Origin of the sequence: Caballeronia sp. RCC_10, assembly GCF_041360715.1 — a bacterium.
Taxonomy (GTDB): domain Bacteria; phylum Pseudomonadota; class Gammaproteobacteria; order Burkholderiales; family Burkholderiaceae; genus Caballeronia; species Caballeronia grimmiae.
In genome coordinates, this window is sequence record NZ_JBFUPT010000003.1 from 201,177 (window position 1) to 227,785 (window position 26,609).

At 63.4% G+C, this 26,609-nt stretch carries 28 protein-coding genes and 1 riboswitch; of the genes, 21 read left to right on the forward strand and 7 right to left on the reverse strand.

The window, feature by feature from the left end; translation table 11 throughout:
* Positions 1-134 precede the first annotated feature (134 nt).
* Positions 135-428 carry a hypothetical protein gene (locus tag AB6804_RS08550; RefSeq protein WP_370886086.1) on the forward strand — a complete coding sequence of 98 codons (294 nt, stop codon included), beginning with the start codon at positions 135-137 and terminating at the stop codon, positions 426-428.
* Between the two features lie 50 nt (positions 429-478).
* Here the strand turns inward: AB6804_RS08550 and AB6804_RS08555 are convergent, their stop codons facing one another.
* Complete coding sequence (locus tag AB6804_RS08555; protein ID WP_370886087.1) at positions 479-1,306, reverse strand: Cof-type HAD-IIB family hydrolase; 828 nt, start codon at positions 1,304-1,306, stop codon at positions 479-481.
* Positions 1,307-1,333: 27 nt separating this feature from the next.
* Positions 1,334-2,266 carry a BadF/BadG/BcrA/BcrD ATPase family protein gene (locus AB6804_RS08560; RefSeq protein WP_370886088.1) on the reverse strand — a complete coding sequence of 311 codons (933 nt, stop codon included), beginning with the start codon at positions 2,264-2,266 and terminating at the stop codon, positions 1,334-1,336.
* A 108-nt stretch (positions 2,267-2,374) separates the two neighbouring features.
* On the opposite strand from AB6804_RS08560, the gene AB6804_RS08565 reads away from it, so the two are divergent.
* The 4 genes from AB6804_RS08565 (at position 2,375) to AB6804_RS08580 (ending at position 4,232) form a co-directional block, all read left to right on the forward strand.
* On the forward strand, positions 2,375-2,980 hold the full coding sequence (locus AB6804_RS08565; RefSeq protein WP_370886089.1) for a DNA-3-methyladenine glycosylase I: 606 nt from the start codon (positions 2,375-2,377) through the stop codon (positions 2,978-2,980).
* A 10-nt stretch (positions 2,981-2,990) separates the two neighbouring features.
* A complete protein-coding gene (locus AB6804_RS08570) occupies positions 2,991-3,215 on the forward strand; it encodes a hypothetical protein (protein ID WP_370886090.1) in 225 nt (74 codons plus the stop codon).
* 198 nt (positions 3,216-3,413) lie between these two features.
* Positions 3,414-3,839: a hypothetical protein gene (locus AB6804_RS08575; RefSeq protein ID WP_370886270.1), complete on the forward strand. Its 426-nt coding sequence runs from the start codon at positions 3,414-3,416 to the stop codon at positions 3,837-3,839.
* Between the two features lie 33 nt (positions 3,840-3,872).
* Positions 3,873-4,232: a hypothetical protein gene (locus AB6804_RS08580; RefSeq protein WP_370886091.1), complete on the forward strand. Its 360-nt coding sequence runs from the start codon at positions 3,873-3,875 to the stop codon at positions 4,230-4,232.
* Positions 4,233-4,349: 117 nt separating this feature from the next.
* Here AB6804_RS08580 and rpsU read toward each other — a convergent pair whose 3' ends face one another.
* On the reverse strand, positions 4,350-4,562 hold the full coding sequence (gene rpsU / locus AB6804_RS08585) for a 30S ribosomal protein S21 (protein WP_035942296.1): 213 nt from the start codon (positions 4,560-4,562) through the stop codon (positions 4,350-4,352).
* A 356-nt stretch (positions 4,563-4,918) separates the two neighbouring features.
* Positions 4,919-5,869, reverse strand: coding sequence for an aldo/keto reductase (locus AB6804_RS08590; RefSeq protein WP_370886092.1), 951 nt, complete (start codon positions 5,867-5,869; stop codon positions 4,919-4,921).
* 362 nt (positions 5,870-6,231) lie between these two features.
* On the opposite strand from AB6804_RS08590, the gene AB6804_RS08595 reads away from it, so the two are divergent.
* From AB6804_RS08595 to AB6804_RS08605, 3 genes are all read left to right on the forward strand, one after another.
* Positions 6,232-7,056 (forward strand): flagellin domain-containing protein, encoded by an 825-nt coding sequence (locus tag AB6804_RS08595; protein ID WP_370886093.1) that lies wholly within the window; start codon positions 6,232-6,234, stop codon positions 7,054-7,056.
* Between the two features lie 176 nt (positions 7,057-7,232).
* Positions 7,233-8,678, forward strand: a complete 1,446-nt coding sequence (gene fliD, locus AB6804_RS08600; protein ID WP_370886094.1) for a flagellar filament capping protein FliD — start codon at positions 7,233-7,235, stop codon at positions 8,676-8,678.
* Between the two features lie 44 nt (positions 8,679-8,722).
* Positions 8,723-9,007: a flagellar protein FliT gene (locus tag AB6804_RS08605; protein ID WP_370886095.1), complete on the forward strand. Its 285-nt coding sequence runs from the start codon at positions 8,723-8,725 to the stop codon at positions 9,005-9,007.
* 129 nt (positions 9,008-9,136) lie between these two features.
* Here the strand turns inward: AB6804_RS08605 and AB6804_RS08610 are convergent, their stop codons facing one another.
* A complete protein-coding gene (locus AB6804_RS08610) occupies positions 9,137-10,147 on the reverse strand; it encodes a sodium:calcium antiporter (RefSeq protein WP_370886096.1) in 1,011 nt (336 codons plus the stop codon).
* A gap of 106 nt (positions 10,148-10,253) precedes the next feature.
* A riboswitch (yybP-ykoY riboswitch) is annotated at positions 10,254-10,425 on the reverse strand.
* Between the two features lie 196 nt (positions 10,426-10,621).
* On the opposite strand from AB6804_RS08610, the gene AB6804_RS08615 reads away from it, so the two are divergent.
* Complete coding sequence (locus AB6804_RS08615; protein WP_370886097.1) at positions 10,622-12,229, forward strand: ABC transporter substrate-binding protein; 1,608 nt, start codon at positions 10,622-10,624, stop codon at positions 12,227-12,229.
* A gap of 6 nt (positions 12,230-12,235) precedes the next feature.
* Here AB6804_RS08615 and AB6804_RS08620 read toward each other — a convergent pair whose 3' ends face one another.
* Positions 12,236-13,309 carry an MBL fold metallo-hydrolase gene (locus tag AB6804_RS08620; RefSeq protein ID WP_370886098.1) on the reverse strand — a complete coding sequence of 358 codons (1,074 nt, stop codon included), beginning with the start codon at positions 13,307-13,309 and terminating at the stop codon, positions 12,236-12,238.
* A 105-nt stretch (positions 13,310-13,414) separates the two neighbouring features.
* On the opposite strand from AB6804_RS08620, the gene AB6804_RS08625 reads away from it, so the two are divergent.
* The 12 genes from AB6804_RS08625 (at position 13,415) to bioB (ending at position 25,481) form a co-directional block, all read left to right on the forward strand.
* Positions 13,415-13,837 carry a MerR family DNA-binding transcriptional regulator gene (locus AB6804_RS08625; RefSeq protein ID WP_370886099.1) on the forward strand — a complete coding sequence of 141 codons (423 nt, stop codon included), beginning with the start codon at positions 13,415-13,417 and terminating at the stop codon, positions 13,835-13,837.
* 11 nt (positions 13,838-13,848) lie between these two features.
* The gene (aceK, locus tag AB6804_RS08630; protein WP_370886100.1) at positions 13,849-15,642 is read left to right on the forward strand and encodes a bifunctional isocitrate dehydrogenase kinase/phosphatase; all 1,794 of its coding nucleotides are present in this window, start codon (positions 13,849-13,851) and stop codon (positions 15,640-15,642) included.
* A gap of 48 nt (positions 15,643-15,690) precedes the next feature.
* Positions 15,691-16,467, forward strand: coding sequence for a carbonate dehydratase (gene can / locus AB6804_RS08635; protein WP_370886101.1), 777 nt, complete (start codon positions 15,691-15,693; stop codon positions 16,465-16,467).
* The gene (locus AB6804_RS08640; protein ID WP_370886102.1) at positions 16,460-17,653 is read left to right on the forward strand and encodes an acetyl-CoA C-acetyltransferase; all 1,194 of its coding nucleotides are present in this window, start codon (positions 16,460-16,462) and stop codon (positions 17,651-17,653) included. Before can ends, AB6804_RS08640 begins: the two co-directional genes overlap by 8 nt.
* 19 nt (positions 17,654-17,672) lie before the next feature.
* The gene (locus tag AB6804_RS08645; protein ID WP_370886103.1) at positions 17,673-18,350 is read left to right on the forward strand and encodes an SDR family oxidoreductase; all 678 of its coding nucleotides are present in this window, start codon (positions 17,673-17,675) and stop codon (positions 18,348-18,350) included.
* 25 nt (positions 18,351-18,375) lie between these two features.
* Positions 18,376-18,984 (forward strand): glutathione S-transferase family protein, encoded by a 609-nt coding sequence (locus AB6804_RS08650; RefSeq protein WP_370886104.1) that lies wholly within the window; start codon positions 18,376-18,378, stop codon positions 18,982-18,984.
* Positions 18,981-19,400: a YchJ family protein gene (locus AB6804_RS08655; protein WP_370886105.1), complete on the forward strand. Its 420-nt coding sequence runs from the start codon at positions 18,981-18,983 to the stop codon at positions 19,398-19,400. Before AB6804_RS08650 ends, AB6804_RS08655 begins: the two co-directional genes overlap by 4 nt.
* A 338-nt stretch (positions 19,401-19,738) precedes the next feature.
* Positions 19,739-20,983, forward strand: a complete 1,245-nt coding sequence (locus AB6804_RS08660) for a dienelactone hydrolase family protein (RefSeq protein WP_370886106.1) — start codon at positions 19,739-19,741, stop codon at positions 20,981-20,983.
* Positions 20,984-21,277: 294 nt separating this feature from the next.
* The gene (locus tag AB6804_RS08665; protein ID WP_370886107.1) at positions 21,278-22,582 is read left to right on the forward strand and encodes an adenosylmethionine--8-amino-7-oxononanoate transaminase; all 1,305 of its coding nucleotides are present in this window, start codon (positions 21,278-21,280) and stop codon (positions 22,580-22,582) included.
* Complete coding sequence (gene bioF / locus AB6804_RS08670) at positions 22,579-23,769, forward strand: 8-amino-7-oxononanoate synthase (RefSeq protein WP_370886108.1); 1,191 nt, start codon at positions 22,579-22,581, stop codon at positions 23,767-23,769. The genes AB6804_RS08665 and bioF overlap by 4 nt, the downstream gene beginning before the upstream one ends.
* Entirely contained in the window at positions 23,766-24,467 is a 702-nt protein-coding gene (gene bioD / locus AB6804_RS08675) for a dethiobiotin synthase (RefSeq protein WP_370886109.1), read from the forward strand. Before bioF ends, bioD begins: the two co-directional genes overlap by 4 nt.
* A gap of 6 nt (positions 24,468-24,473) precedes the next feature.
* Positions 24,474-25,481: a biotin synthase BioB gene (gene bioB, locus AB6804_RS08680; RefSeq protein WP_370886110.1), complete on the forward strand. Its 1,008-nt coding sequence runs from the start codon at positions 24,474-24,476 to the stop codon at positions 25,479-25,481.
* Positions 25,482-25,524: 43 nt separating this feature from the next.
* Here the strand turns inward: bioB and AB6804_RS08685 are convergent, their stop codons facing one another.
* A complete protein-coding gene (locus AB6804_RS08685; RefSeq protein ID WP_370886111.1) occupies positions 25,525-26,532 on the reverse strand; it encodes a sulfate ABC transporter substrate-binding protein in 1,008 nt (335 codons plus the stop codon).
* Between the last annotated feature and the right edge of the window lie 77 nt (positions 26,533-26,609).

The following is a 26,609-nucleotide window of genomic DNA, read 5'->3' on the forward strand; positions in this document are numbered from 1 at the left end:
CTTTCCCGGTTTCACCACCGAGAGCATCGCCCTTACTGGCGGCTTGCACCCCGTAACAAGTCGTCGAAGCGTGTAAGACAGCGGGCGCTTACATTGGACTCATGCGACACACGTCGCCTTCCAGGAGAAACAGCATGAAGCGCATCGTCATTCAAACGCTTGTCGCGACCGGCCTTGTGGCAGGCGCTATCGGAGCGGCTCAGGCTCATACCGATCTGCACGTCGGCGTTTCGCTCGGCTCGCCGGTTTATGCGGCCCCGGCCCCGGTGTATGTGCGTCCTGCTTCGCCGGTGTACCGCTCGCCGGCGTGGCGGCATGAGGCGCCGCGCTGGCGCGGTGACTACGGCCCCTATGGCCACGACAACGGGCGCTGGAACCGCGCGCGCTGGGATCATGACCGCTCGGACAACTGGGGGCGTCGCGGCTAATCGCGCGAGGTCGGAAGCGGGCGGCGCGATGCCGCCCGCTTCCCGCAACATCAGCGCGGCGAAGCGATTTCGTCGCGAATATCGAACAGCTTGCGCAGTTGATGCGCGACGCCCGCCTCGAAGTTGTTGCCGATGAGCGGCACGTTCGGCAAGCGCGTGATGAGGTCCGGATTGGCGTTGTTCATCATGAACGGATGCCCGGCCGTTTCCAGCAGGTCGATGTCGTTCATGTTGTCGCCAAACGCGACGCAATGCGCGGGATCGATGTCCAGCCGCTCGAGCACGTAACGCAGCGCGCGGCCTTTCGATACATCCGACGTCATCACTTCCAGGCAGTCCGGCAGCGAGTACGTGACGTACAGCGAATCACCGAATTCCCGCTTCAGATTTTCGGCGGTGTACGCGAGATCCGCCGGCTCGCCGATATAGAGCACTTTCGCGATGTTCTCGCCATCGTGCTCGCACAGATCCATCACTTCGTACTTGAAGCCGGAGTCCTGATGGAAGACGAGCAGTTCCGGCGCGTGGCGGTCGATGAGCCAGGCGTCGTCGGCGAACAGGTTGACGATCACGCGTCCGTGCTCGCCCACGACGTCCGGCTGCACCAGACGGCGCACGAACGCGGGCGCGAGGTCGCGCGAGTAGATATGTTCGTCGCCGGGGGCGTGCACGCGCGCGCCGTTCGACGTGATCAGGTACGCGTCGACGCCGAGCAGGTCGCGAATGCCGGCGACATCGCGATAATGCCGCCCCGTCGCGATAATGATCGGTACGCCGCGCGACGCGAGCGTGCGCAGCGTGTGGGCGGTGAAGGGATCGAGCTGGTGGTCGCTGTTGAGGAGCGTACCGTCGAGATCAGTTGCGATGACCGAATACATGGCTGCCCTGTTTGAGCGCGAAGCTGCCTATTTTATCCCGGCGCGGTCGCCTGTCCGCGCAACCGCGCCCGGCGACGCCGACGCGCGCCGCGCCAGTTCCAGCGCTCCGGCGGCGGAATCGGCGCGTGGCTTGCGCAGACATTCGCGCACGGACATCGGCACGAAGGGTTCGTACGGCGCGGCCAGTCCGCCGCATAGCGCAACCGGTAGCACGCCCGCCGGATCGAGCGCGGCGACGAGCAGTTCGATCTCGCGCCCCGCCTGTTCCAGCAATGCAGCGGCAGCCGGATGACCGCTGTACTCGAATACGCTCGGCGCGAGCGTCGCATACGCCGTCTGATTCGACGCGCACAGCCAGACGACGAGACTGTCGCGGTCCGTTGCGCCGGTCAGCGCGAGCAGCGCGCGAGACCAGTCGTCGGCGGGCGCGCGGCCGTCCAGGACGCGCTGCAAGTGGACGACCGCACGCAGGCCGAGCCATGCGCCGCTGGCTTCGTCGCCACTCGGAAAGCCATAGCCCCCGGCGATCCGGCACACACCGTCCGCGTCCAGCGACGCCGCGATGCTGCCCGTCCCCAGCGCGACGACGACACCCGGCTCCCCCGCGTGCGCTCCGATGACGGTCGTGTACGCGTCGCTTTCGACGCTCAGCGCCTGAACCGGCGGCGCCATGTCGAGGAACGCCGATAGCCATTCCGCGTTGTTGACGCCCGCGAGCCCGCAGCCGAGCGCGCACGCCCGCCAGTCGAAGGGCAGCGCGGCGGCCTGAAACGCGCGCTCGCACGCATCGCCGATGGTTTGCCACGCCCGCTCGACACCGAGCCCCAGACCCGACGGGCCGCCGCTCGCGCGGGCCAGTTCGACGCCGTTCGCATCGGCGAGAATCACGCGCGTGCCGCTTCCGCCGCCGTCGATGCCGAGCAGAAAGCCGTTGAAATTCGAAGTCGTGAATGTGTTCATGGCCGCAAGGATAACGGTGCAAACGCGGCACGCCAATTAGCCGAATGGCAGAGGGTGGACGACGACGGCGTTCCGCTATGCTGGCGCATTCGAAATCGAGGATTCCCAATGACCGACACCGAACCGATCCGCTGCGCCTGGGCCACGACGCCGGCGATGGCGCACTACCACGACACCGAATGGGGCGTCCCGTCGCGCGACGACCGTCACCTCTTCGAAATGCTCGTGCTGGAGGGCGCGCAGGCCGGGCTTTCCTGGTCGACCATTCTCAACAAACGGGACGGCTACCGCACGCTTTTCGCGGGCTTCGACATCGAAAAGGTCGCGCACTTCACCGAGTCTGATGTCGAGCGGATCGTCGGCGACGCGCGGATCGTTCGCAATCGCGCGAAGATCCAGTCCGCCGTTCTCAATGCGCGCGCCGTGCAGCGCATTCAGGCCGACCACGGATCGTTTGCGGCGTTCGTCTGGTCGTTCGTCAACGGCCAAACGATCGACACCCCGCGCGATGCGAACAATCCGACGCCGGCATCCACGCCCCAGTCCGACGCCCTGAGCCGCGCGCTCAAGGCATACGGCTGCAAGTTCGTCGGCACCACCATTTGCTATGCCTTCATGCAGGCGACCGGCATGGTCAACGACCACGCCGCCAACTGCGTATCCCGCGCCACTCCCAAGACGAAACGCAAAGCGGCAGCGAAGGCGGGACTTTAAGCAGCCTCCGATGCCACAGATTTTTGCTTTTTGGCAACATGCAAGCCGCGTAACCGTGCTGATGCGGGAAAGTCCCGATACCAGGGAATTTATTGCAGTGAAGCACGGCGCAAGCCGCGTGCGATCAAGCGGTCTGCCTTCTTCTGCGGCGCTGCACGATCGTGCGTGCCGTGTAAAAATGGCGTCCTCGCGTGCGCTGCCGCACCTTTTTACCGAGCCGAACCGTTATAACTGACGGTGTGCGGATCGTTCACTGAGTGGAGAGATCCGCCGCGAGTACAGGACGCTGCCAGTCGTCAGTGTCCATAGGCCGGGAAAACCATCGTGCTCGAAGCAGTAGCCGGACGGCGAATTACGCCGCCGAACACCGCAAGTGCAGGTTGCTCGTAACTCAACGCATGGCCGCTGCGCAGGGGCGCAGGGGAGAAAGATCATGAGAAGCTTGAACTTCCTGACGCATCAGGAGATCTTCAACAACGCGGTAGCGCATCTTTTCGCGCAGGGGCAGGCCGCTTTGCTGCCCCACGGCGGCGGCGCTTACCGCGGATACTGCGGCGGCTGCCCGGTCGGCACCTACATCAAGCCGCGCGACTACGTCACGGCAATGGAAGGCGTTCCCATCCGCTACCTCGCCAAGCCGCCCGAAGCGGTGCCGGCCTACATGGACGTCGGCATCGTGGCGCTCAAGCGTGCGCTGCTGCGCGCGCGCATCAACGTCTTCGATCCCAATACCGTCGAACTTCTTTCCTGCCTGCAGAACGTGCACGACGTGTTCGGCAAATGGGAATGGCGCGAGCGCCTCGCGTCGATCGCGCGGCAATTCGGTCTGTCGGCCGAGCTTCTGAAAACCGCTGCCTAAGCGTACGGGTGCCGTATGTTGAGCCCAATCAGAATGCTGAGCCCGCAAGACATCTACGAACGCGTCGCCGCGCATTTGCTCGCGCAGCGGGCGGTATCGGAAGATGACAACGGCTCTTGCCGCCTGCGCAGCCCGCAAGGTCACAAGTGCGCGATCGGCTCGCTCGTCCGCGACGAAGTCTACGAGGCCGGCCTCGAAGGCGTCGGCATCTCGTACTATCGGCACGCGCAGGACGGCAAGCTGCTGCGCGCGCTGTATGCATCGAATGTGAATGCGTACGATCCCAACGTCATCGATCTGCTGATCGAACTGGAGCAGATTCACGACGACGCGAGCGTCGAAGAATGGCCGCATCTGCTCGCCACGCTGCGCAAGCGGCACGCGTTCGTCTAACGCGCTGAATCAAGCGCAAGACGCCGCAAAAACGAAACGGCGGTGCGCCCTCTCGGGTCGCACCGCCGTTTTGCCTTCCGGGGCCAGGCTACTCGCTCCGGCCCAGGCGATGACGCTTTAGTGCATCTTCTTCGGCAGCATCTGGCTACGCAGACGCTTGCGCAGACGCGAAACAGCTGCAGCCTTCTTGCGCTTGCGCGCGGTGGTCGGCTTTTCGTAGGACTGGCGCTCACGCAGTTCTGCGATCAGGCCGTTCTTTTCGATCGTGCGGCGGAAGCGACGAATCGCGACATCGAACGGCTCGTTTTCTTTGAGGACGATAGTGGTCATGTAAATCCTGTTTGCTAAACGTATTTTCAAGTGCGCAACGGAAATCCGCCGCGCGCCGGCACTCCGATCGTCCGCCGGACATGACGCACCTTGAAGGCGCGACGGGCGGACACGAGCAAAGCGGCCACGGAGGCCGGAAAAGAGAGAGTTGAGATTCGACCGCGAGAGCGGCATGCGTGTTCGCGAGAGACACCTGAACGCGCAATTCTGAGCCATTCGCCGCCAGCTTTTGACGTTGTCATATTTAGCGGCGAAGGCAAGAAACCGGGCACATTTCTCGATTCGGGCGCGATGTTACCAGAACATCGCGCCCCTGCCAACTCTTCGAGACACGCCAAGCCTTTGATGCAACAGATTTATTTCTGCCAGGCGCTGGCTTCGTCGAGGATTTTCAGGTCTTCGGCGGAAAGCTGGAGTTGCGTCGCGGCGGCAAGGCTTTCGAGTTGCTTCACCGATGTCGCGCTGGCGATCGGCGCGGTCACGCTCGGCCGCGCGATGATCCACGCCAGCGCGACGGTCGCGGGCGTCGTGCTGTTGCGCGTAGCCACTTCGACGAGCGCATCGACGATATTCAGCCCGCGATCGTTCAGATACTTCTCGACGCGCGAGCCGCGCGCCGCCTGCGTCGTGTCGTCTTTCGAGCGGTACTTGCCCGACAGAAAGCCGCTCGCCAGGCTGAAATAAGTGACGACCGCAATCTTGTGCTTCTCCACGACGGGCTCGAGATCGGTCTCATAGCCTTCGCGGTCATAGAGGTTGTACTCCGGCTGAAGAACCTGATACGCCGGCAATCCCGATTCCTTTGAGACCCGCAATGCTTCTTCCAGCCGCTCGCCCTTGTAGTTCGACGCGCCGATCACGCGCACCTTCCCCGCCGCGATGAGCTTCTGATATGCGTCGAGCGTCTCGTCGAGCGGCGTCTTGTCGTCGTCGAGATGGGAGAAGTAGACGTCGATGTAATCGGTTTTCAGGCGGCGCAGCGAATCGTCGACTGCAGCCGCGATGTTAGCCGCCGATAGCCCCGCGCGCGTACTGAGCATGCCGACCTTGGTCGCGAGCACGATCTTGTGACGCTTGCCGCTTTCCTTGAACCACTTGCCGATGATCGCTTCGGACTCGCCGCCCTGATGCCCGTCCACCCAGGCGGAGTACACATCTGCCGTGTCGACGAAGTTGAGGCCGTGATCGACGAAGGCGTCGAGGATGGAGAACGACGTGCGCTCGTCGGCCGTCCAGCCGAACACGTTGCCGCCGAACACGAGCGGCGCGATTTTAAGATCTGATGTGCCGATAGTGCTTTTTTGCATGGTCCTAGGTCCATTCGAGGGTGCAACTTGTAGCATACGCCGAGCCGGCACTATCGCCTTGAGCCCCTTGCGCGCCGCGCCGCATCATCGCCGGACATATTCGTCACATTCAAGTTCCGCGTGCGTCTGGCTCCGCTACATTCAAAGGAAATCAGTCAGCCCAGGATAAAGTTTCTCCGCGCGCTGCCGAAAACTTAGGAACCGGCAAACGCACGCTGGAACAGGCGAGCAACGCCCCTCGAACGAACCTAAAGTTTCGGGGCCGACCGCCGAAAACCAGGAAAGGCGGTCAGTGCTCCTCTAAAGCGCGACGCTTTGTCCGAACCGGCGCCAATCGGCGCACTAATTGAACAAGGTAAATCATGCTGAATATCAATACAAATATCCTGTCGATGGCCACTCAAAAGAACTTGAGCGGCTCGCAAAGCGTACTTTCGTCGGCCATTAACCGACTCTCTTCGGGTAAGCGCATCAATAGCGCAGCAGACGACGCTGCCGGCCTGGCTATCTCGACGTCGATGAAGTCGTACACCAACGCTTTGAACCAGAGCGTTTCGAACGCGAACAACGCTGTCTCGATGCTGCAGACCGCATCGAGCGGCCTGTCCTCGATCACAGATAACCTCCAACGCATTCGCCAACTCGCGGTGCAGGCGTCCGACGGTTCCTTGAGCACCAACGACCGCGCCAAGATCGATGCTGAAGTACAACAGCGGATCGGAGAAATTACGCGCGTCGGAACCGATACGACGTTCAACGGCGTCAAGGTTCTCGACGGGACGGCAGGTGCGGCCGTCGATTTCCAGGTCGGTGCAACGGCAGGCCAGAAGCTCACGCTCGACCTCAGCAATGACTATTCGACAGTCCTGACAGCGGGCACGGACACGGTTGCAGGCGCGAACGCAACCGCTGCACAAGCCTTGATGACCAAGGTCGACACCACCCTGGACAGCATCAACACGCAACAAGCCACGTTCGGCGCCCAGTTGAACCGCTTCCAATCGGCCATTTCGGACCTCCAATCGCAATCGACCAACCTGAGCGCCGCTTCCGCGCAGATCACCGACGCAGACTTCGCCCAGGAAACGGCGAACCTGTCGAAGGGTCAGGTTCTGCAGCAAGCAGGCATTTCAGTGCTCGCACAAGCGAACTCGATGCCGCAGCAGGTTCTGAAGCTTCTCGGCTAACTGTTTTAGGGCACTGCGCAGCTTTCAGAATCAAGCGCGTAACGCCGTTGAATCAGCGGCAGGCGGGTAAGCGCATCATGGGAGACTAGTCTCCCATGATGCGTCTCTGGATTTTTCCGTCACCTGACGCTTAACACGCGGTTGTCGCGTTGGAAAGTCCACAGACGAACATCCTCATGACGACATCTTCGAGCACCTCCGTAAGCAGCACCCTTTCGCAGGCGGCGCAGTCCATCATTAGCGGGGTGACGAATTCGACGACCGATACGTCGACGGTCGTGGCGGCGCTCGTCTCAGCGAAAACAGCCGCACAGTCCTCGACGCTTGCTTATCGCCAGAGCCTCGACAATACAAAGCTGTCCGCGATCGGACAGCTCAAATCGTCGCTGTCCGCACTTCAGACCGCACTGGCGGGTCTTGCGGATGCATCAGCTATCTCCACATTGACCGCAAGATCGAATGGCAACGGCGTGACTGCCACCGCGACAACCGGAACGGTCCCCGGCAGCTACGCACTTGACATCACGAACGTCGCGACTGCGCAGAAGATCGTGTTGCAGACTGGCATCGGCGCGAGCGCGTCGGTCGGCACCGGTGATCTGTCGATCGCAGTCGGAGGCAGCGCGGCAATGACGATCGCGGTCGGATCCGGAAACAACACCCTCGCCGGTATCGCTTCGGCGATCAACTCTGCAAAGGACAACCCCGGCGTGACGGCGACGGTTATTGCTGGCGTAGACGGCTCGCACCTCGTCCTCAGTTCCAATTCGACGGGCGCTGCCAATACGCTCAGCGTGACGACCAATTCTACGGACGGGCTCGGCGCACTCGCCTTCGACGGGTCGATCCCCAACACCAACTACACGCAACAATCCGCGGCTCAGGACGCCAAGCTCAAGATCGATGGAATGGCCGTCACAAGTCCGAGCAATACTATCGCGGACGCTATCAACGGCGTAACGCTCTCCCTTTCTGCGGCGGCGAGCAACACGAGTCAGACACTGTCCGTGGCCGTCGACGACGACGCCGCGACAAAAGCCATCAATGGTTTTGTCGCGGCCTATAACGCCTTCGTCAGCACCGCCAGTTCGCTGTCGAGTTTCGACTCGACAGCGAGCGCCGGCAGCCAGGGAGGCCCGCTTCTCGGCGACCCAATGCTGGATTCGATCAAGAGCGCGCTGGCAACGACGCTTGCAAAGGGCGTACCGAGCGGCAGCACGACGCTTTCTCTCAACGCGATTGGCATCGATCTGCAGACGGACGGCACCCTGAAGCTGGACAGCGATAAGCTTTCGAGCGCGTTAAGTTCGAATCGTAGCGCGGTTACCGCATTGTTCAACTCGACGGATGGCGTGGGCGCCACCCTGAACACTACCGCGACGAGTTTTCTGCAAACCGGCGGCGTTCTTGACACGCGAGCCACTGAGCTGACCAAGGACTTGGCCGACATCACCAAGCAAAGCACGGCATTGCAGGCGTATGCGGACAAGCTTACGGACCAGTACAACACGCAGTTCACCGCGCTCAACAAGCTAATGGCACAGATGCAAAGCAACTCGCAATACCTGACCCAGTTGTTCGGCGGCGAGAAGACCGCGGGTGCACTTGCCACCAACAAGTGAACTGCAGAGCGTATCGACCTATGACTGACATAAACCAGGACGAAGTGGCCTTCCGCGTGTGGGAACTGTCTCAAGCGATCGAAGTTGCTGCGGTGGAGGGCAACTGGGCCCTGGCGGCCAGCCTCGCGGAGACGCGCTCGCCGCTATTGATGACGTTCGCGCCCGAGCAATCTGCCGAAGCGCTCGCGGCGATCCGCAAGATCCACTCGAGCATCGCTGCGGTGACGCAGGCGGCCGGAATCGCGCGCGACGCGCTCGTCGCAAGCCATCGCCAGTCGATGGAACGAGCCAACGCGGCGAGCCGTTATCAAAAGGCCGCGCGCCTCTAAAGTTTCCCCGCTCAACGCCGTTAAACAAACAACAACAAGAACAACGCGCCGATGTCCGACGCGCTGCATGAACATCAATGCCCGCCTCGCGCGGGCATTTTTCTTTGGCCGGGCGTCAGCGTCCGAGCTTTAGCGTCCGAGCGTCAGCGTCAGATAGGCGGCATACAGCACGCCATTGCCCAGCAGCGCCCAGAGCGCAACGCCATTGCCGCGCGCATGAAAGCGCAGCCACGCCGCCGCCGCGAGCGTGATCAGCACGCCTGTCAACACTTCGACTCGCGGCTCCCACGGCGTCAGCATGATGCCGATACCCGGCAGCAACGTCCCCTGAAACACCATCGCGCCGGTGATGTTGCCGAACGCGAGCGTGTCCTTCCCGCGTCGCGCCCACAGAATGCTGTTCACCTTTTCGGGCAACTCCGTCGCGATCGGAATGATGATGAGCGACAGCAGCAGCGCCGATATCCCCAGCGCCTGCGACACGCCCTCGACGCCGTGAATGAAGCCCTTCGCGCCGCCGACGAGCAGCACGATGCCGGCGAGAAACTGCAGCATGATCGAGCCGATGTTCGTCTTGAGGCCCAGTCGCGAGATGAAGAGCGTCTCGGGCGCTTCGGTGCCGTGCCCGCTCTCGACGAGATTGGCAGATGCCCGGAACGTCGCGATCACGTAGATGATGTACAGCACGACGAGTCCGCCCGCGAACAGCGCGCGCACTTGCCACGCATGATGCGGCACGAACATCGCGCCTGCCGCGATCAAGAACGCCACGAGAAAGAAATTGAGGTCACGCGTGAAGCCGCTGCGCTCCGGCATGATGACCCCGCGCAAGCCGCGCGACTTCAGGATGGCGAGGGTCATCAGGCAGGTGGAGAGCGTCGCGAGCATCAGCGGCGCACCGAGGATCGCGCCGACGCCGATCTCTTCATTGACCGTGCGGCTGGCGGTGCCGCCGAGAAGCGCGATGATCGGCACGGTCGTCTCCGGCAATGCGGTGCCGACCGCCGCGAACAGCGATCCGGTGACGCCTTCGGAAATGCCGAGCCGCTCGCCGAGATGTTCGAGCGCGTTGGTGAAAAGCTCCGATGCGATCAGGATGATCGCGAGCATGAACGCGAGTTCGATGAAGAGCATCGTCATGCGGCACCCCGCATCGAACGATAAACAGCGAACGCCGCGCCAACGCGAATGGCAGCGCGAGAGGGAGACGAATATTGTGATTGTGGGGACACGACGATGATTCCACGGCCGGACGTCAGCGAACCATGATGCGCCACGCCCGTCCGACCAGGAACGACATAGCGCATCAATGGTCTCGCCAAACCGGACCGGTCGAACGCGCCACGGCAGCAGAGCCGAGGATGTTGACGCGTTCTCCTTCGAAGGACGAAGGAAGGCTACTCCCCAAAGACGGGGGCAGTGTAGCGTGATGCACACCGTTCGGCAAGCCGACCCGCTTCACGCGAGGCATACCGGTATGCGCAATGCTTCGTTGTAGCCGGTCGCGCCGTTGGATAAGCTGTCGCGCGGGCGCGCCGCTTGCACGCGTCGACGGCCCGGCATGATCCGAGCAACAAGAAAACCGATGTGTGACCGAGAGTCACGGGAGAATCCATGCCCCTCAACCGCTTCAAAGTCCGCTCCACCGCCGCGTTCGCCGCCGTCCTCATGGCCGCGCCGATGCTCGCGATGTCGAAGCCGCTCACCGTCTGCACGGAATCGAGCCCCGATGGCTTCGATGTCGTCCAGTTCAATTCGCTCGTGACGACGAACGCATCGGCGGACGTCATCTTCAATACGCTGGTCTCGTACGACGAGGCCGCGAAGAAAGTCGCGCCATCGCTTGCGCAGAAGTGGGACGTATCGAGCGACGGCCTCACGTACACGTTCCATCTGCGGCCGAACGTCCACTTCCAGACGACCGACTACTTCAAGCCGACGCGCCCGCTCAACGCGGATGACGTCGTCTTCACGTTCGAGCGCATGCTGTCGGACAGCAACCCGTGGCACAAGGTGGCGGGCGCAAGCGGCTTTCCGCACGCGCAGTCGATGGGCCTCGTGAAGCTCATCAAGGCCGTGACCAAGGTGGACGATCAGACCGTGAAGTTCGAGCTGAACGAGCCGAATGCGACCTTCGTGCCGATCCTCACGATGGGCTTCGCTTCGATCTATTCGGCCGAGTACGCCGGCCAGTTGCTGAAGGCGGACAAGCAGCTGGACATCAACAGCAAGCCCATCGGCACCGGCCCGTTCGTGCTCAAGAGCTATACGAAGGACGCGGTGATCCGCTACGACGTGAACCCTTCGTACTGGGGACCGAAGCCGAAGGTCGATCGGCTGATCTATGCAATCACGCCCGATGCCTCGGTGCGTGCGCAGAAGATCAAGGCGGGCGAATGCCAGATCGCGCTATCGCCGAAGCCGCAGGACGTGCTCGATGCGAAGAAGGACAAGGCGCTCAAGGTCAGCGAGACGCCCGCGTTCATGACCGCTTTCGTCGCGTTGAACACGCAGAAGAAGCCGCTCGACAACCCGAAGGTGCGTCAGGCGCTGAACATGGCGTTCGATCGCACGACGTACATGAAGACCGTGTTCGACAACACCGCATCGCCGGCGGTGAATCCGTATCCGCCGAATACGTGGAGCTATGACAAGAGCGTGCAGGCGTATCCGTACTCGGCGGATCGCGCGAAGAAGCTGCTCGCCGATGCGGGCTTGCCGAACGGCTTCGAGACGACGATCTGGGTGCGTCCGAATGGCAGCGTGCTGAATCCGAATCCGAAGGCGGGCGCGGAGTTGCTGCAGGCAGACCTCGCGAAGATCGGCGTGAAGGCGCAGGTGAAGGTGATCGAGTGGGGAGAGCTGATCAAGGAAGCGAAGCAGGGCCAGCACGACATGCTCTTCATGGGCTGGGCCGGCGACAACGGCGATCCGGATAACTACCTGTCGCCGCTCTTCAGTTGCAATGCGGTGAAGTCGGGCATCAACTTCGCGCGCTTCTGCGATGCCCAACTCGACAAGCTGATCGCGGACGGCAAGGCGACGCCCGATGTCGCGAAACGCACGAAGTCGTATATCGACGCGCAGAAGATCATCCACGATCAGGCGTTGTGGATTCCGCTCGTTTATCCGACGGCGGCGGCGCTTACCCGCGCGAATGTCAGCGGGTATAACGTGAGCCCGTTCGGACGACAGAACTTCGGGGCAGTTGCCGTGCAGTAACCGGTCTCAGGCCGGCGCGAACCGCAGCACGCCATCCTCGCCGGCCTGACGCTTCAACGCGCCTTCGAGCCAGAGCAGATTCAGGTGCGCGAGCGCTTCACCGAGCGCGAACGTCATCTGGTGAATATCGAGCGGGCGCTTGAACATGACCGGCACGATGTCGGCGGCGCTGCAGGGTTTCGCGGCGCACGCCTCGCGCACTTCCGCCAGCCGCGCACGATGATGCTCCCTCAGTTGCCCGATGCGCGTCTGCACGCCGCGAAACGGTTTGCCGTGCGAGGGCAGCGCGAGGACATCGGCGGGCATGGATTCATAGCGTCCGAGCGACTCCAGATACAGTGCGAGCGGATTGCTTTCCGGCTCGATCGCGAACACGGACACGTTTGTCGAGATGCGCGGCAACACCATGTCGCCGGAAATGAGCAGCTTGTCTGACGCGCAATACAACGCGCTATGTTCGGGCGAATGACCATAGCCCGTCACCACTTCCCATTCACGCGCGCCAATGCGCAGGCGATCGCCATCGCGGATACGGCGAAACTCGCCCGGCATCGAAGGCACGAGCGTCGGGTAATAGCTGTCGCGCTTTCTCAACGCATCGAGCGATGCTTCATCGGTCAGGCCATGCGTCGCGAAATGCCGCGCCGCGCGTTCTCCGCCCGCGTTGGAGCCATCGCCCGCGGCCATCACGCGGCCCATCGCGTATTCGCCGAGTGACATCCACAGCCGCACGTTCCAGCGTTGCCTGTCGCCGCCATTGCAGACCCAGTCGGCGAGGCCGAGGTGATCGGGATGGCAATGCGTGACGATCACGCGCAACACGGGCAGGCCATCCAGCACGGTATCGAATACACGCTCCCAGTTCGCGCGGATGCCGTCGTTCGCAATGCCGCAATCCACCACCGTCCAGCCTTGCACGCCGTCGATCTCATCGCGCAGCAGCCACAGATTGATGTGATCGAGCGCGAACGGCAATGGCATGCGCAGCCAGTAGACGCCGGGGGCCACTTCCTTCACGCCGCCCGGCTCCGGCAATTCTTCGGCGAATACATAATCGAGCTGATGTTCGAGTGCGTTCATCGGTAATGCCTTTGGGGTTTGCGCCGCATTGCAATCCGGCGAAGTTGACGATAACGTAAACGTCATTCTATCGTCGGACGCCCGTTCGCGCGTCGCGCTTTCCAGATGACTCAGCCCACGCATTACACGATCACTGAACTGGCGCGCGAGTTCGACGTCACGCCGCGCGCCATTCGCTTCTACGAAGATCAGGGCCTGCTCGCGCCGCGACGCGAAGGCGCGAACTTCCTGCGCCGCGTGTATTCGCCGCGCGACCGCACGCGCCTCAAACTCACGCTGCGCGGCAAGCGGCTCGGCTTCACGCTGTCGGAGATTCGCACGCTGCTCGATCTCTACGATTCGCCGACCGGCACGACCGCGCAACTGCGCGCGTTCATCGACACCATCGCGGCGCATCGTGAAATGCTGCAGCGTCAGCTAGAAGACCTGAACACCACGCTCTCCGAACTCACCGCTTATGAAGAGCAAGGCCGCGCGCTGCTCGCGGCCGGCATCGACAAGCGGGCGCGGCGGTCGAAAGCCGCCTGATGCGAGCCGACATGAACCACTTTCCCAAGCTGCTCTCGTCGCAAATCGGCTTCCATGTCGCGCAGACGCTGCTCGAAGGTTTCGACCGGCATTACCGCGTCTTTCGCGAAGCCGCCGTCAAGGCCAAGACGCTGTTCGAGCAAGGCGACTGGCATGCGCTCTCGCAGCTTGCGCGCGAGCGCATCACGTCGTATGACGAGCGTGTCGACGAATGCGTGATGCGTCTCGAAGACGAATACGATGCCGAGAACATCGACGACGAGGTATGGCAGCAAATCAAGCTGCATTACATCGGCTTGTTGACGACGCATCGTCAGCCGGAGTGCGCCGAGACTTTCTTCAACTCGGTGTGCTGCAAGATCCTGCATCGCTCGTACTTCAACAACGATTTCATTTTCGTGCGGCCAGCGATCTCGACCGAATACATCGAGAACGACGAGCCCGCCGCCAAGCCGACGTATCGCGCGTACTACCCGGACAAGGACGGACTCGCGGCCACGCTCGAGCGCATCGTCACGAACTTTCAGTTGCAGCCGCCATTCGAAGACCTGACGCGCGACGTGCAATGCGTGATGCAATCGCTGAAAGACGCTTTCGGCGACTTCGCGCCCGCGCCGAATTTCCAGATTCACGTGCTGTCGTCGCTATTCTTTCGCAACAAGGCGGCGTATATCATCGGCCGCATCATTCATGGCGATTCGCTGCTGCCGTTCGCCATCGCCGTCCGCCACACGAAGCCCGGCCTGCTCGCGCTCGATACCGTCCTGCTCGAGCGCCAGCAATTGCTCATCATCTTCAGCTTCTCGCATTCGTATTTTCTCGTCGACATGGAAGTGCCGTCGGCGTACGTGCAGTTTCTGGGCAGCATCATGCCGGCGAAGCCGAACGCGGAAATCTACACGTCGCTCGGCTTGCAGAAGCAGGGCAAGAACCTGTTCTATCGCGACCTGCTGCATCACCTGAAACATTCGAGCGATCAGTTCATCATCGCGCCGGGCATCAAGGGGCTCGTGATGATCGTGTTCACGCTGCCGTCGTTTCCTTATGTGTTCAAGCTCATCAAGGATGCGTTCCCGCCGCCGAAGGACACCACGCGCGCGAAGATCGAGGACAAGTACCTGCTCGTGAAGCGCCACGACCGGCTGGGCCGCATGGCCGATACGCTCGAGTATTCGAGCGTCGCGCTGCCGCTCGCGCGGCTCGATCATTCGCTGATCCGCGAACTGGAGAAGGAAGCGCCATCGATGATCGAATACGAAGGCGACAAGCTGGTCATTCGCCACGTCTATATCGAGCGTCGCATGGTGCCGTTGAATCTCTTCCTGCAGAAGGGCAATGCGGATGACATCGATCACGGCATCAAGGAATTCGGCGATGCGATCAAGCAGTTGATCCAGGCGAACATTTTCCCCGGCGATATGCTGTACAAGAACTTCGGCGTGACGCGGCACGGTCGCGTCGTGTTTTACGATTACGACGAGATCGAGTATCTGACCGATTGCAACGTGCGCCGCGTGCCGCCGCCGCGCAACGAGGAAGAGGAACTGTCGGGCGAGCCGTGGTATACCGTCGGGCCGCATGACATCTTCCCCGAAACGTACGGCACGTTCCTGCTCGGCGATCCGCGCGTGCGCGAAGCCTTCATGCGTCATCACGCGGATTTCTTCGACCCGGCGCTCTGGCAGCGTCACAAGGAGCAATTGCTGCAAGGCGAACTCGCCGATTTTTTCCCCTACGACGGAGCCATCCGCTTCTGCGTCCGGTATCCGGAGCGGTTCGAGAAGGCCTCCGCGCGCGCCGCCTGAACTGCAAAGTGCGGCGCATTCTTGAAACATGCAACACAGCAAACGAACATGACTGACCGAAACAACGAAGCCGCTCATCCCCTCGCCCATCTCTTCGACAACAACCAGAGTTGGGTCACGCGCAAGCTCGCCGAGGACGCGGATTTCTTCGAGCGGCTCGCGCATCAGCAGGCGCCGGAATATCTGTGGATCGGCTGCTCCGATTCCCGCGTGCCGGCGAACCAGATCATCGGCTTGCCGCCGGGCGAAGTGTTCGTGCATCGGAATATCGCGAACGTCGTCGTGCACTCGGACCTCAACGCGCTGTCGGTGATTCAGTTCGCCGTCGATCTGCTGAAGGTGAAGCACATCATGGTCGTCGGCCATTACGGCTGCTCGGGCGTGGGCGCGGCGCTCGTCGGACGGCGCGTCGGTCTCGCGGACAACTGGCTGCGTCACGTCGAGGACGTGCGCGAAAAGCACGCCGCGCTGCTCGACGAATGGCCGATGGGCGAAGCGCGGCATCGCCGGCTCGTGGAACTGAACACGATCGAGCAGACGCTGAACGTGTGCCGCACGACCGTCGTCAACGATGCCTGGGCGCGCGGTCAGGAACTGACGATTCACGGCTGGACCTACGGCGTCCACGATGGCCGTCTGCGCAACATGGGCATGATGATCAGTTCGCAGGAAGCCGTGGACGAGACGTATCAATCGTGCCTCGCCGCGTTGACGCGCGACGGCGCATACGCAGCGGAGAACGACGTGATCGCGTCCGATGCGGCGCGGCTCGGCGATGTTCCCGCCGTCATTCAGGGCGTCATCAAGGAGCTAAAACATGAGTGAGACACAACGCGATGCGGTCGTCATCGTCTCGGCTGCACGCACGCCGATGGCCGCGTTTCAGGGCGATTTCGCCGCATTGACCGCGCCGCAACTCGGCGCGGCGGCGATCCGCGCGGCGGTCGAACGCGCGGGCCTGACACCGGAGCGGATCGACGAAGCGATCATGGGCTGCGTGCTGCCTGCAGGCCAGGGCCAGGCGCCCGCGCGTCAGGCGGCGCTCGGCGCGGGCTTGCCGCTGTCCACCGGCTGCACGACGATCAACAAGATGTGCGGCTCCGGCATGCGCGCCGCGATGTTCGCCCACGACATGCTGCTCGCCGGCTCGGCGGAAGTCATCGTCGCGGGCGGCATGGAAAGCATGACGAACGCGCCCTATCTGCTGCCGAAGGCGCGCGGCGGCATGCGCATGGGGCACGGCCAGGTGATGGATCACATGTTCCTCGACGGCCTCGAAGACGCCTACGAGAAAGGCCGTCTGATGGGCGCGTTCGCGGAACAGTGCGCGTCGTCGTATGCGTTCTCGCGTGAATCGCAGGATGCGTTCGCGGTCGAATCGCTGCGCCGCGCGCAACGCGCGAACGAGAATGGATCGTTCGAATGGGAAATCGCGCCGGTCACCGTGCAGGGCAGAAAAGGCGAGTCGCGAATTGCGCGCGACGAGCAGCCGTTCAAGGCGAACATCGAGAAGATTCCGTCGCTCAAGCCGGCGTTCGCGAAGGACGGCACCGTGACGGCGGCGAATTCCTCGTCGATATCGGATGGCGCGGCGGCGCTCGTGATGATGCGCGAATCGACCGCGAAACGCCTCGGCGTGACGCCGATTGCGCGCGTCGCCGGGCATAGCACGTTCGCGCAGCAGCCGGCGCTGTTCACCACCGCGCCCGTCGGCGCGATCGCCCGACTCTTCGACAAGAACGGCTGGCGCGCGGGCGATGTCGACCTGTACGAAATCAACGAGGCATTCGCCGTCGTGACGATGGCCGCCATGCGCGAACACGACCTGCCTCACGACAAGGTGAACGTGAACGGCGGCGCTTGCGCGCTGGGGCATCCGATCGGCGCTTCCGGCGCGCGGATTCTCGTCACGCTGATCGGCGCGTTGCGCTCGCGCGGGTTGAAGCGCGGCGTCGCCTCGTTGTGCATCGGCGGCGGGGAAGCGACGGCAATGGGCGTCGAACTCATCTGAAGCCAACAGGAACGACGACATGAAAACCGCTCTGATCATCGGCGCATCGCGCGGCATCGGCCACGAGTTCGCGCGTGAGTACTGCCGCGACGGCTGGCGCGTGCTCGCCACCGCCCGCGACAAAGCCGCGCTTTCGTCACTCGACGCGCTCGGCGCGCAGACCTTCTCGCTCGACGTCACGCAGCCGGAGCAGATCGCCGCGCTCGGGTGGCAACTCGAAGAGGAGCGGCTCGACGTCGCGATCATCGTGTCGGGCGTGTACGGCCCGCGCACGGAAGGCGTCGAAGCGCCGAGCAACGACGACTTCGACGATGTGATGCACACCAACGTGCGCGGACCGATGCAGCTCATCCCGCTGTTGCTGCCGCTCACCGATGCCGCGCAAGGCGTGCTCGCGGTCGTGTCGAGCAAGATGGGCAGCATCAGCGAGACGAACGGCGCGACCGGCTGGCTGTATCGCGCGAGCAAGGCGGCGCTCAATTCCGCGATCAAGGTGGCGTCGATCGAATCGCGGCATTCGGCGTGCATCGCGCTGCATCCGGGCTGGGTGCGCACCGAGATGGGCGGACCGTCGGCGGCAATCGACGTGGCGCGCAGCGTCACCGGCATGCGCGCCGTGATCGCGGCAGCGCGTGCGTTGCGCGACGACTTCAACGGCCGCTTCATTCAGTACGACGGCACGCAACTCGACTGGTAATCCGACTCGAAAAGGAACGCAAAGAATGACCTATCACGTGCATGGCGTCTCGGCATCCGGCAACTGCTACAAGGTGCGTCTCGCGCTCGAACAACTGAAGCTGCCGTACGTCTGGCATGAAGTCGACATGATGCACGGCGCGACGCGCACGGATGCGTTCCGCAAGCTGAATCCGAACGGCAAGGTGCCAGTGCTGTGCATCGACGAGACGACGACGCTCTCCGAATCCGACGCCATTCTCTGCTATCTCGCGGACGGCACATCGCTGATGCCGGACGATCGCCTGCAACGCGCGCAAGTGCTGCAATGGATGTTCTTCGAGCAGTACGGCCACGAGCCGTATGTGGCAGTCGCGCGCTTCATCCGCCAGTTCCTGAAGCAGCCCGACGATCCGCGTCTGCCCGAGAAGACCGCGGGTTCGTATCGCGCGCTCGACGTGATGGAGCAGCATCTCGCGACGCGCAGCTTTCTCGTCGGCGAGCGCTACACCGTCGCGGATATCGCGCTTTTCGCGTACACGCACGTCGCCGATGAAGCCGGTCTCGACCTGTCTCGCTATCCGGGCATCCGCGCGTGGCTCGACGGCGTGCGCGCCCAGCCGGGGCACGTCGAGATGCCGGGAGTCGACGCTTGAAGCCGGTGGAGTGTCCTTGCGGCGGGGCATCGCCGGCGGCGAAGCCGAATGCGCGCGCGCCGCGTTATGCCGAGTGCTGCGGGCGTTTCATCGACGGTCACGCTGCGCCCGCCAACGCGATGGAACTGATGCGCTCGCGCTACACCGCCTACGTGCTCGGCGACACGTCCTATCTGCGCGCCACATGGGACGACGCGACCTGCCCGCCCGATCTCGATGCCTCCGGCACCAGCACGCGCTGGCTCGGCTTGCAGATCAAACGCCATACCGCGATCGACGCGGATCACGAGGAAGTCGAGTTCGTGGCGCGTTACAAGGTCGACGGTCGCGCGCATCGGCTGCACGAGGCGAGCCGATTCAGGCGAAATGCAAACGGCCGCTGGATTTATATCGACGGTGAACAAAAAGAAAAGTAAATGCTTTCTTAATACAACCGCCGATAAAGACGGTATTAATTTCCTTAAAAATCCCTTCCAGATTAAGCTGTTACGGGGTTTCCTTTATTGTGCAGTGCAATTTTGAACGGGTAATCTCTCTTTACGCCAGCGCATTGTCATTTACGCGCCTGGCAAAGAGCGGCGCTCCGTTTCAACGCCTGTTCGAAGCCATTCGTCGTGCCTCGCCGGGGCAGGACTCCCGAAACCAGTAATCGATACTGCTCCTCGCGAGCAGCGCGACAGGTTTGTGACTTCGATCAGCGCAGTGTCCGGGCCACGCCGCATCAACATCGATGGGATGCAGTCGGAGTTCACGGATGGCGATCACAAACTGGTTGGTCGGATGCAGCATGGTGTGCTCGCTGGCGACGGCGTTCGTCACGTCCGCCGCCCGCGCCGAACCGATCGGCGGCGTGCGTCAGTCCGAGGGGCTGTCGGCCCCGGTCTTCGGCAAGATTCCCGATGCGCTCGATCCCAGCCTGCCTGTCGTCGCCAACGGTCTGAACGAGACCGTCATCGGCGTGCCGGAAGACGACATCGTGCTCGAAACCACTGTCTTCAAACCGGACGGCGCGGGCCCGTTCCCGATGGTCGTCTTCAATCACGGCAAGCTCCCCGGCAACGCGCACGCGCAGCCGCGCAATCGCCCCATCGCGCTCGCGCGTGAGTTCGTGCGTCACGGCTATGTCGTTGTCGTGCCGAATCGTCGCGGCTTCGCGGGTTCGGGCGGCGACTACACGGGCCACGGCTGCAACGTCGAGGCAAACGGCTTCGGGCAGGCGCGCGACGTCGCTGCAACCGTCGCCTACATGAGCCAGCAGCCGTACGTGGACAAGACGCATATCGTCGTGGCCGGCACGTCGCACGGCGGCCTGACCACGATGGCCTACGGCGCACGCGATGCCATCGCCGCGCCGGGCGTGCGCGGCCTCATCAACTTCTCGGGCGGGCTGCGTCAGGACGAATGCGCGGGCTGGCAGAAAAATCTCGTCAGTGCCTTCGGCGCCTACGGCGAACACGTGCGCCTGCCGTCGCTGTGGCTCTATGGCGACAACGACTCGGTCTGGCAAGGCGACCTCTCCGCGCAGATGTACAGCGCATTCGTCGCGCACGGCGCGCATGCCGACATGCTGGACTTCGGTTCCTATAAGAGCGACGCCCACCGGCTCGTCGGCGATCGCGACGGCGTGCAGGTCTGGTGGCCGCGCGTGAAGGCGTTCCTCGCGCAGATCGGCATGCCGACGTCGGTGCAGTATCAGGTCGCCGAGCCGCGTGCGCCGCAGGCTTCCGGCTATGCGACTCTCGATGCGGTGCAGTCGGTGCCGTTCGTGGACGAGAACGGGCGCGCCGGGTATCGCAATTTCCTGAACCAGTATTCGAGCCGCGCGTTCGCCGTATCCGATTCGGGCGCGTGGTCGTGGGCCGAAGGCGGCGACGATCCGATGTCCGTCGCCATCGCGGGATGCCAGAAGCAAAGCGCCGATCCGTGCAGGCTCTACGCGGTCGATGACGCCGTTGTTTGGAAGGGCGCCGGCGCGGAAACGCAGACAGCATCGCGCTGAACGTCCCGCACGCACGCATTGAACAGACGCCGGCCCGCGCGCCGGCGTTTTCGCATCTTGCGCCGCGATCTTTCGTGTACGCATCAGGATCGACGAAGATGCGCGCGATAACGCGTTGCCGCCCATTTGATGGGCACGTCCGCTCGCCGCAAATGTCCGTCGAAAAGGGAAGCGCGCGCTCATTTTCGGGATAATTGGAGCGCGCGATGTCTCGCGCGTTTTCCTGAGAATGCGCAGGCCCCACGGCCTGACCGATGTACCGGCTCGCGTCACGCGCGGGCCTGGGAGCCGTTTTTGAACACAGAAGCGAATCAAGACTGGGTCGCGCGCTCGCTCGCCGCGGTGTGGCATCCGTGCACCCAGATGAAGCACCACGAGCGCGTGCCGCTCGTGCCGATCGCGCGCGGCAAGGGCGCGTGGCTCTACGACCACGAAGGCCATCGCTACCTCGACGCCATCAGTTCGTGGTGGGTCAACCTCTTTGGCCACGCGAACGGCGATATCAACCGCGCGCTGAAGGATCAGCTCGACACGCTCGAACACGCGATGCTCGCGGGCTGCACGCATGCTCCCGCCGTCGAACTGTCCGAACGTCTTTCCGCGCTCACGCAGCACACGCTCGGCCACGCGTTCTTCGCGTCCGACGGTGCGTCGGCGGTCGAAATCGCGCTGAAGATGAGCTTTCACTATTGGCGCAATCGCGGGCAAAGCGAGAAGCGCGAGTTCGCGTGTCTTGCGAACAGCTATCACGGCGAAACCATCGGCGCGCTCGGCGTGACGGATGTCGCGCTCTTCAAGGACGCTTACGATCCGCTGATCCGTCACGCGCATGTGGTCGCATCGCCGGCTGCGGCGGGCGTCGACGAAGCCATCGCTGCGATGCGCGCGCTCTTCGAAGCACGCGCGGCGCAGCTTGCCGCCGTGATCGTCGAGCCGCTCGTGCAGTGCGCGGCGGGCATGGCGATGTACGACGCGTCGTATCTCACCCGCCTGCGCGCGCTCTGCGACGAATTCCGCGTGCACCTGATCGCCGATGAAATCGCGGTCGGCTGCGGGCGCACGGGCACGTTCTTCGCGTGCGAGCAGGCGGCCGTGTGGCCGGACTTCGTGTGCCTGTCGAAGGGCATCAGCGGCGGTTACTTGCCGCTTTCGATCGTCCTCACGCGCGACGACATCTACGCCGCCTTTTACGACGACGACGTGACGCGCGGCTTCCTGCATTCACATTCGTACACGGGCAACCCGCTCGCATGCCGCGCGGCGCTGGCGACGCTCGATCTGTTCGACAGCGCGAACGTGCTTGCGGAGAACCGGCGCAAATCCGCGTTGCTGCGTGACGCCTTGCAGCCGCTTGCGAAGCATGATCGCGTGCGCAATCTGCGCGAGCGCGGGACGATTTTCGCGTTCGATGTCGATATCGACGACAAGACGTTCTCGCGCCGCTTCTTCGCCAACGCCTTGCAGCGCGAACTGCTGATGCGCCCGATCGGCAAGACCGTGTACATGATGCCGCCGTACATCCTGACGGACGACGAGCTTGCGCTGCTCGCGGCACGCACGCGCGAAACGCTCGATGCGACGCTCGCGGAGGCCGCATGACGCCCTCGTCCGACGCCCTCTTCGACGCGCTGAAACAAGGTCTCGCCGATATCGATGCACGCGGCCTGCGCCGTCGCCGCCGCACCATCGACGGGGCGAATTCCGCGCACATGACGGTCGATGGCCGCGCGATGATCGGCTTCGCAAGCAACGACTATCTCGGCCTCGCCGCCCACGAAGCGATTCGCGCGGCGCTGGCGGAAGGCGCGTCGCGGTATGGCGCGGGCAGCGGCGGATCGCATCTGCTCGGCGGCCATTCCCGCGCGCACGCGCAGCTCGAAGACGATCTGGCCGCGTTCTCGGGCGGCTTCGTCGACGATCCGCGCGCGCTCTACTTCAGCACCGGCTACATGGCGAACCTTGCCGTGCTGACGACGCTTGCCGGTCGCGGCACGCTCGTGTTCTCGGATGCGCTGAACCACGCGTCGCTGATCGACGGCGTGCGGCTTTCCCGCGCGCAGACGCAGATTTATCCGCATGCGGACATCGACGCGCTCGACGCCATGCTCGACGCGTCGCGCGATGAGACCGCGACCAAGCTGATCGTCACCGATTCGGTGTTCAGCATGGACGGCGATATCGCGCCGCTCGCGCGCCTCGTCGACGTGGCGGAGAAGTACGGCGCGTGGCTCGTCGTCGACGACGCGCACGGCTTCGGCGTGCTCGGACCGCAAGGACGCGGCGCGCTTAGCGCTTATGCGTTGCGCTCGCCGCACCTCGTTTATGTCGGCACGCTCGGCAAGGCGGCGGGCGTCGCGGGCGCGTTCGTGTGCGCGGACGCGACCGTGATCGAATGGCTCGTGCAGCGCGCGCGGCCCTATATTTTCACGACGGCGTCGCCGCCGGCGGTCGCGCATGCGGTATCCGCGAGCGTCAGGATCATTGCAAGCGACGAAGGCGATCAGCGGCGCGCGCATCTGGCTTCGCTGATAGAAACAACGCGCGCGATGCTGAAACGTACGCGCTGGCTGCCGGTCGAATCGCGGACTGCGGTGCAACCGCTCGTCATCGGCGGCAACGATGAAACCGTCGCGCTCGCCGCCGCGCTCGATGCGCAAGGGCTGTGGGTGCCGGCGATCCGTCCGCCGACGGTGCCTTCGGGCACGTCGCGTCTACGCATTTCGCTTTCGGCCGCGCATAGCGATGACGACCTCGCACGCCTCGATCACGCTCTGACTACGCTATGACCGCTTTATCCTTATTCGTTGCCGGAACCGATACGGAGATCGGCAAGACCTTCGCTTCTTCCGCGCTGTTGCACGGCTTTGCTCGCGCCGGCCTGCGCGCCGCCGCGATGAAGCCGATCGCCTCGGGCGCGGCCGAACGCGACGGCGTGCTGCATAACGACGACGCCGATCAGCTCGACGCCGCCGCCAACGTCGCGCTGCCGCCCGGGATTCGCACGCCGTTCATGATGCGCGAGCCGATTGCGCCGCACATCGCGGCGGCGCGCGAAGGCATCGCGCTGGAAATCGGGCGCATCGTGGAGGCGCATCGCTTCGCGGTGACGCAGGCGGATATCGTCGTGGTGGAAGGCGTCGGCGGCTTTCGCGTGCCGCTCGACGATACGCACGACACCGCCGATCTCGCCGTCGCGCTGAACGTGCCGGTGGTGCTCGTCGTCGGCATGCGGCTCGGCTGCATCAGCCATGCGCTGCTGACCGTGGAAGCGATTGCATCGCGCGGACTGACGCTCGCGGGCTGGGTCGCGAACCGCGTCGATCCAAACATGCTGTATCCCGACGAAAACATTCGAACGCTTGAACAACTCATCGATGCGCCGCTCATCGGCGTCATTCCTCATCTCGCACCGGCCGATGCGTCGCGCGCCGCCGATCATCTCGACGCGCGCCTTCTGCTCGACCGGCTCCAACTCAAGGACTGAACTCATATGACGCAGACCATTACTGCCGAAGCCGCAACGCCTGTCAACGTGCCGACGCCCGCGCGCTGGCGCGTCGCGGATGTCGTCGCGCTCTACGACTTGCCGTTCAACGATTTGCTGTATCGCGCGCAGACGGTGCATCGCGAGCATTTCGATCCGAACGCGGTGCAGTTGTCCACCTTGTTGTCGATCAAGACGGGCGGCTGCGAGGAGGATTGCGCGTACTGTCCGCAGTCGGTGCATCACGAAACGGGCGTGAAGGCCGACAAGCTGATGGAAGTCGATGCGGTGCTGAAGGCCGCCGAGACCGCGAAGGCCAACGGCGCGACGCGCTTTTGCATGGGCGCGGCATGGCGCAATCCGAAGGATCGGCATCTCGAGCCGATCAAGGAAATGATTCGCGGCGTCAAGGCGATGGGCATGGAAACGTGCGTGACGCTCGGCATGCTGGAAGCGCATCAGGCGCACAGCCTGCGCGATGCGGGGCTGGACTACTACAACCATAACCTCGATACGTCGCCGGAGTTCTACGGCCAGATCATCTCCACGCGCACGTATCAGGACCGGCTCGATACGCTCGAGCATGTGCGCGACGCGGGCATCAACGTGTGTTGCGGGGGGATCGTCGGGATGGGCGAATCGCGTCGCGAGCGCGCGGGGCTGATTTCGCAACTGGCGAACATGGAGCCGTATCCGGAGTCGGTGCCGATCAACAATCTCGTGCAGGTGGCGGGCACGCCGCTGACCGGCACGGAGGCGCTCGATCCGTTCGAATTCGTGCGGACGATCGCGGTCGCGCGCATCACGATGCCGAAGGCGATGGTGCGGCTGTCCGCAGGGCGCGAGCAGATGGATGAGGCGTTGCAGGCGCTTTGTTTTGCGGCGGGCGCGAATTCGATTTTCTATGGCGATCAGTTGCTCACGACGAGCAATCCGCAAGCTGAGGCGGACAGGAAGCTGATCGAGCGGCTCGGGATGCGCGCAGAGGCGGCGGGGAATGTGAACGCCGGATAAGACGTGTGCGGGGCTTGCATATCGGATGCGGGCCCCGCAAGGATCACTTCCGGTCCACCACCGCCTGATCGAACGTCCCACCATCGGCGAAATGCGTCTGCTGCGCCTTCTGCCAGCTCCCGAACATCTCATCGACGGTAAAGGTTTTCAGCGGCTTGAACTCGCTCGCATGCTTCGCGAGCACTTCCGCATTACGCGGACGCAAGTGATGCCGCGCGATGATCTCCTGAGCCTGCGGCGTATAGAGGAAGTCGAGATAAGCCTGCGCCTCCTTGCGCGTGCCGCGCTTGTCCACCACCTTGTCGACGATGGAGACCGGCGGCTCCGCCAGCAAGCTCGCCGACGGATACACCGCATCGAAATCCTTCGCGCCCGCGCCGCTTCCAATCAGGCCGACTTCGTTCTCGAACGTCACCAGCACGTCGCCGATGCCGCGCTGCGTGAACGTCGTCGTCGCGCCGCGTCCGCCGGTATCGAGCACGGGCACGTTCCTGAAAACGGCCTTCTCGAAGTCCTGCGCCTGTGCATCGGTCGCGCCCTGCCGCTTCTTGTATCCCCACGCGGCGAGATAGGTATAGCGGCCATTGCCCGATGTCTTCGGATTCGCGATGATCGCCTGCACGCCGGGCCGCGCCAGATCGCTCCAGTCCTTGATGTTCTTCGGGTTGCCCTTGCGCACGAGAAAGACCATCGTCGTCGTGTAGGGCGAACTGCCGTTCGGCAGGCGCGTGCGCCAGTTCGCGGGCACGAGCTGGCCGCGCTCGGCGAGCAGATCGATATCGTTCGGCTGGTTCATCGTGACGACATCGGCCTGAAGACCCTGCATCACCGACAACGCCTGCGCGCTCGATGCCCCGTGCGACTGCCGCACCGACACCGTCTCGCCCGTGCGCTTCCTGTAATCGGCGACGAAGGCCGCGTCGATATCCTTGTACAGCTCGCGCGTCACGTCGTAGGACACGTTGAGCAAGGTGGTCTCCGCGTGCGCGATGCCCGCCGCCATGCACCACGCCGCGCCCGCCGCGAGCGCGAGCTTCCTGAATGCCGCCATGTGACTCCCCGAAAGAACGGTTGCAATAAAGACGCGAAAGGCCGCGCGAAGGCGGCCATCGAGTGTATCGGACGGTG

Excerpts from the sequence above, each read along its gene's own strand:
- AB6804_RS08560 (WP_370886088.1), bottom strand. The coding sequence starts at position 2,266 with ATGAACACATTCACGACTTCGAATTTCAACGGCTTTCTGCTCGGCATC.
- bioB (WP_370886110.1), top strand. The coding sequence starts at position 24,474 with ATGACGCAGACCATTACTGCCGAAGCCGCAACGCCTGTCAACGTGCCG.
- AB6804_RS08595 (WP_370886093.1), top strand. The coding sequence starts at position 6,232 with ATGCTGAATATCAATACAAATATCCTGTCGATGGCCACTCAAAAGAAC.
- can (WP_370886101.1), top strand. The coding sequence starts at position 15,691 with ATGACTGACCGAAACAACGAAGCCGCTCATCCCCTCGCCCATCTCTTC.
- AB6804_RS08650 (WP_370886104.1), top strand. The coding sequence starts at position 18,376 with ATGACCTATCACGTGCATGGCGTCTCGGCATCCGGCAACTGCTACAAG.
- AB6804_RS08660 (WP_370886106.1), top strand. The coding sequence starts at position 19,739 with ATGGCGATCACAAACTGGTTGGTCGGATGCAGCATGGTGTGCTCGCTG.
- AB6804_RS08550 (WP_370886086.1), top strand. The coding sequence starts at position 135 with ATGAAGCGCATCGTCATTCAAACGCTTGTCGCGACCGGCCTTGTGGCA.
- AB6804_RS08640 (WP_370886102.1), top strand. The coding sequence starts at position 16,460 with ATGAGTGAGACACAACGCGATGCGGTCGTCATCGTCTCGGCTGCACGC.
- AB6804_RS08625 (WP_370886099.1), top strand. The coding sequence starts at position 13,415 with ATGACTCAGCCCACGCATTACACGATCACTGAACTGGCGCGCGAGTTC.
- AB6804_RS08565 (WP_370886089.1), top strand. The coding sequence starts at position 2,375 with ATGACCGACACCGAACCGATCCGCTGCGCCTGGGCCACGACGCCGGCG.
- fliD (WP_370886094.1), top strand. The coding sequence starts at position 7,233 with ATGACGACATCTTCGAGCACCTCCGTAAGCAGCACCCTTTCGCAGGCG.
- AB6804_RS08620 (WP_370886098.1), bottom strand. The coding sequence starts at position 13,309 with ATGAACGCACTCGAACATCAGCTCGATTATGTATTCGCCGAAGAATTG.
- AB6804_RS08645 (WP_370886103.1), top strand. The coding sequence starts at position 17,673 with ATGAAAACCGCTCTGATCATCGGCGCATCGCGCGGCATCGGCCACGAG.
- bioF (WP_370886108.1), top strand. The coding sequence starts at position 22,579 with ATGACGCCCTCGTCCGACGCCCTCTTCGACGCGCTGAAACAAGGTCTC.
- AB6804_RS08685 (WP_370886111.1), bottom strand. The coding sequence starts at position 26,532 with ATGGCGGCATTCAGGAAGCTCGCGCTCGCGGCGGGCGCGGCGTGGTGC.
- AB6804_RS08590 (WP_370886092.1), bottom strand. The coding sequence starts at position 5,869 with ATGCAAAAAAGCACTATCGGCACATCAGATCTTAAAATCGCGCCGCTC.
- AB6804_RS08575 (WP_370886270.1), top strand. The coding sequence starts at position 3,414 with ATGAGAAGCTTGAACTTCCTGACGCATCAGGAGATCTTCAACAACGCG.
- aceK (WP_370886100.1), top strand. The coding sequence starts at position 13,849 with ATGAACCACTTTCCCAAGCTGCTCTCGTCGCAAATCGGCTTCCATGTC.
- AB6804_RS08570 (WP_370886090.1), top strand. The coding sequence starts at position 2,991 with ATGCCACAGATTTTTGCTTTTTGGCAACATGCAAGCCGCGTAACCGTG.
- AB6804_RS08580 (WP_370886091.1), top strand. The coding sequence starts at position 3,873 with ATGCTGAGCCCGCAAGACATCTACGAACGCGTCGCCGCGCATTTGCTC.
- bioD (WP_370886109.1), top strand. The coding sequence starts at position 23,766 with ATGACCGCTTTATCCTTATTCGTTGCCGGAACCGATACGGAGATCGGC.
- AB6804_RS08555 (WP_370886087.1), bottom strand. The coding sequence starts at position 1,306 with ATGTATTCGGTCATCGCAACTGATCTCGACGGTACGCTCCTCAACAGC.
- AB6804_RS08610 (WP_370886096.1), bottom strand. The coding sequence starts at position 10,147 with ATGACGATGCTCTTCATCGAACTCGCGTTCATGCTCGCGATCATCCTG.
- rpsU (WP_035942296.1), bottom strand. The coding sequence starts at position 4,562 with ATGACCACTATCGTCCTCAAAGAAAACGAGCCGTTCGATGTCGCGATT.
- AB6804_RS08615 (WP_370886097.1), top strand. The coding sequence starts at position 10,622 with ATGCCCCTCAACCGCTTCAAAGTCCGCTCCACCGCCGCGTTCGCCGCC.